3 protein-coding genes are annotated in these 3,345 nt (G+C 31.2%); all 3 read right to left on the minus strand.

Features of this window, described 5'->3' with window-relative positions:
* The coding region (locus CYP77_RS00265) for a hypothetical protein (RefSeq protein WP_141090825.1) at positions 1-571 on the minus strand (571 nt) is incomplete at its 3' end.
* Between the two features lies 1 nt (position 572).
* Complete coding sequence (locus tag CYP77_RS00270; protein ID WP_103568030.1) at positions 573-1,085, minus strand: hypothetical protein; 513 nt, start codon at positions 1,083-1,085, stop codon at positions 573-575.
* Between the two features lie 10 nt (positions 1,086-1,095).
* A partial coding sequence (topB, locus tag CYP77_RS00275) for a DNA topoisomerase III (protein ID WP_343219199.1) occupies positions 1,096-3,345 on the minus strand: 2,250 nt, incomplete at its 5' end.

Raw genomic sequence — 3,345 nt, forward strand, 5'->3', positions numbered from 1 at the left:
TATGTATTTGATAATTTCCGTCTTTGTTTATATCAATATCAATGCGTGAAGTTATATTTTTAGATAATGTTTTACTAAGAGCTAGTTCAGCTTCGTTATATACTGATTCATGCTCTATTTTGTTATAAAGTTCTCCATTGAGTTCTAGAAATTTACTAGCAACATTATCTATTATCTTATCATGAGGTGTATTCTTGTCAAAAATTTGATCATACTTTTCGAAAAAGCTCTCAAGCTGGTAATTGCTTTGTGCTTTATTGTTCTTGTCAATAATACTTGCGATTATGCCACCTTTTATATCCTTAAATTTTTCTTTATTCTCTTTTAAGTATTTTGGATCGAATTCATCCATGTTGTAATCAACATTTGAATACATTTCATTTAAAAATTCTGAAATTTGTTGGTTTTTATCCCCCATTTTTTCAATCTTCGACCTAACCTCATTATTGTAGAGTTCGTTTAGATTTTGATCTAGGTCACTGGCATATTGTTCTTGTAAATTGTTATCTAAATTACTTAATATTGAATTTTTGCTTTCATTGATATATTTTAAATTTTTGTAAGTTGGCATGTTATTCCTTTATTAAGACTCTATGGATGCTGACCTTTGGTGAGTGATACTCTTCTTCGTGATCATTCCAGTGTATACAAGCAAATTTTGTTTTATGACTCGAGATGTGGTATTTTTTGTCGATAATATTTACAAGCTCTTCTAGTTTTTCGTATTCATCAGCATAGATGTATTGTGATTTTTTATCAAATGCATCAAAATAAATAACATTGGCTTTTATGTTTTCGCAGCCGCATTCATTTATTAATCGTTCTAAAGACAAACCAGCTTCTTCTCTAGTTTGTTCGTTTCTACAAAGATCATATTTGGAATTTTTTTCTTCAATATCTTTTAGAATATTATTTTGTAATTTATAATAACTATTCCAAAAGCTGTGGCTGTTATCATGAATGCTATTTGGCTTATTGATTAAGAAATCACAATAGCATTTGAAATCCTCTGTATCTTTAAAAGTTAATAAAATATCATTAAATCTTACCGTATTGATAATTTTTTTTAGATCTTCTGCTTGCATTCTACTATCCTTATTTTTTCTCAAAAACCATCTCTTCAAGTTCGCCATTATCGTTTGTCTTAAATTTAGCATTGCACCAATTACCATTTTTTAACTTACCGTTACATGCAAAATAATTAAAACCTTTCGCGCTGGTTCTAGGCAGCAGCTTACCACTCTTACATTTTGGACACATAGGTGCATCACTTGGTATTTCTTGTTTTGGCTTAGTTTCAAGTTGTGGTTTGCCATCGTTATCGTAATAAAATGCCTTACAACCTTCACGCCATTGACTGCAACCCCACCAAAATACGCCTTTTTTATTTTGGCTTTCATGTCTTATAAGGTATCCCTTATTGCAAATAGGGCAAATTTGAGCATTATCTGGTTTTGTTTCAAAATTTCCCATATCGCTATCTTTTACCTTTGCTATCTCTTCCTTTATTTGTTGATTGATTTCTGTTAAAAAGTCATCCAAGCTTAAGTCGCGGCTTTCGATCATTTTTTGTTTTTCAAACCATAAAGCAGTCATATCAACGCAGGTTAAAATTTCAGGTGCAACTGAAATTAAGTCTTTACCTTTTTGTGTTGCATGTATTATTTGCTTTTTGTCATTGCTAACACTGATAAATTCATTATCTATCAAGCTTTTTATATGATTTGATCTAGTAGCTGGGGTTCCGATACCTCCATTTTCTCCTTTTTTGCCTTGATCTTTTTCAAGGAGTAATTTCTTAATGTTCGGATCTTTAGCATATTTGGCTACGCCAGTTAAGTCGGTGAGAAGTGTTGCCATGGTGTAAAATGGCTTTGGTTTAGTTTTTTTTGGCTCAAGTTTAATCTTTAAACACTCAGCCATAGAGCCTTCTATTAAATTATCCAACTTTGAAGTGTTTTCTATTTCATCATCATTACCATCTTTTTCATCTTTTTGCGGTTTAAGATAGAAAGTAAAACCTAGATCAGTTGTGGTATTTTGCGAGGCTGTAAATTTATATTCGTTAAGTTCCAAAACTATATTTGTTGCCTCATATTCTCTTGCTTTAAAAAATTGCAATGCAAATCTTTTTGCTATAAGTGTAAAAATATTTAATTCATCCTTACTTAGTTCATTTAAACACGCTTTTGCTCCAGTTGGGACAATGCCATGGTGAGCCGAAATATTTGCTGAGTTAAATGCTGCACCTTTTATAGTAAGATCAGCATTGTCTAAAATCCCTTTTAGCTCAATATCGTCCGTATTTTTAAAAATTTCTTTTAAACTTTGTATAATAGCTGGCGACTCATCATACATTGTATCAGGTAGGTATTCGCAATCACTTCTGTTATAAGTTATTAAGTGAAATTTCTCTCTTAAGTCTTGAGTAATAGCAAGAACTTTATCAGGTTTTAAGCCAAATTCTTTTGCACATTGAGCTTGAAGTTTTAATAAATTGTAAGGAAGTGGCGGTAGCTCTTTCTTCTTTTCGGTTTTCTTAATTGTAATTCTTGCGGATTTGTTTTCGCACTCTTTTAATATGTTTTGAGCTAAATTCTTATCTGTAATTTTATCATCAGTTTTTAAATTTGCACGAAAATCTATACCATCAAAGCTTTTAAATTCACCACTAATTGCAAAGTATTCCAGACTTTTAAAATCTTCATTTTCTTTATCTCTATTTACCACTAAGGAGAGAATAGGGGTTTGGACACGTCCTAAATTTAAAACACCATTTTGATACCCCTTATTTCTAGCCACAACGGTAAATGCTCTAGTTAAATTTAGTCCGACTATCCAATCAGCCAAGCTTCTTGCAAAACCACGTTGAGAAAGCCCATAAAAGTCATCATTTGACTTTATATTATTTAACTCTTTCTTGATGCCAGCTTCACTAAGGTCATTTATTAACATTCTTTTTACTGGTAACTTATTATTTGCATAAGCTAAAATTTCATCAACTAAAATTTGTCCCTCATCGTCCGCATCACCACAATGAATAACTTCTGTTATATATTTTTCTTTTAATAAGTTTAAAATTATTTTAAGTTGATCTTTGCTCTTGTCAATAGGCTTATATTTAAATTTCTCTATTTCAAAGGGTAGATCTTCTAAATTCCATTTTTTATATTTTTCTGCATAATCGTCAGGCTTAAAAAGCTCCAAAATGTGTCCAAAAGCCCAAGTTATGGTATCGTTACCTTTTCTAATGAAGCCATTACCTTTACTTTCATTGCCAATAAGCCCTTTAGCTATTGCACGTGCAAGTTCAGGTTTTTCTGCTATAAATAATCTACCCATTTT

Source organism: Campylobacter concisus (assembly GCF_002913865.1).
GTDB classification, from domain to species: domain Bacteria; phylum Campylobacterota; class Campylobacteria; order Campylobacterales; family Campylobacteraceae; genus Campylobacter_A; species Campylobacter_A concisus_AM.